The 262-nt window shown below is 64.5% G+C and carries 1 protein-coding gene; it reads left to right on the forward strand.

The window, feature by feature from the left end; genetic code table 11:
• The coding region (locus tag AF337_RS11420; RefSeq protein WP_483150622.1) for a glutathione S-transferase family protein at positions 1-262 on the forward strand (262 nt) is incomplete at both ends.

Genomic DNA, 262 nt, shown 5'->3' on the forward strand with positions numbered 1-262 from the left:
GCCAGTGCTCCAGCTCGAGGACGGCACCTACATCGCGGAGGCCACTGCCATCACCGAATACCTCGACAATCTCGACGGCGATCCGCGGCTCACCGGCAAGACGCCAAAGGAAAAGGCCGTCATCCACATGATGCAGAAGCGGGCCGAGACCGAGCTGCTCGATGCGGTCGGCAACTATTTCCACCACGCGACGCCCGGCCTCGGCGCCGAGCTACAAGTGTTCAAGAGCCCGGAATGGGCTGGCCGCCAGGACTGGGGCAAC

The sequence above is a fragment of the Rhizobium ecuadorense genome (genome assembly GCF_001187535.1).
GTDB lineage: Bacteria > Pseudomonadota > Alphaproteobacteria > Rhizobiales > Rhizobiaceae > Rhizobium > Rhizobium ecuadorense.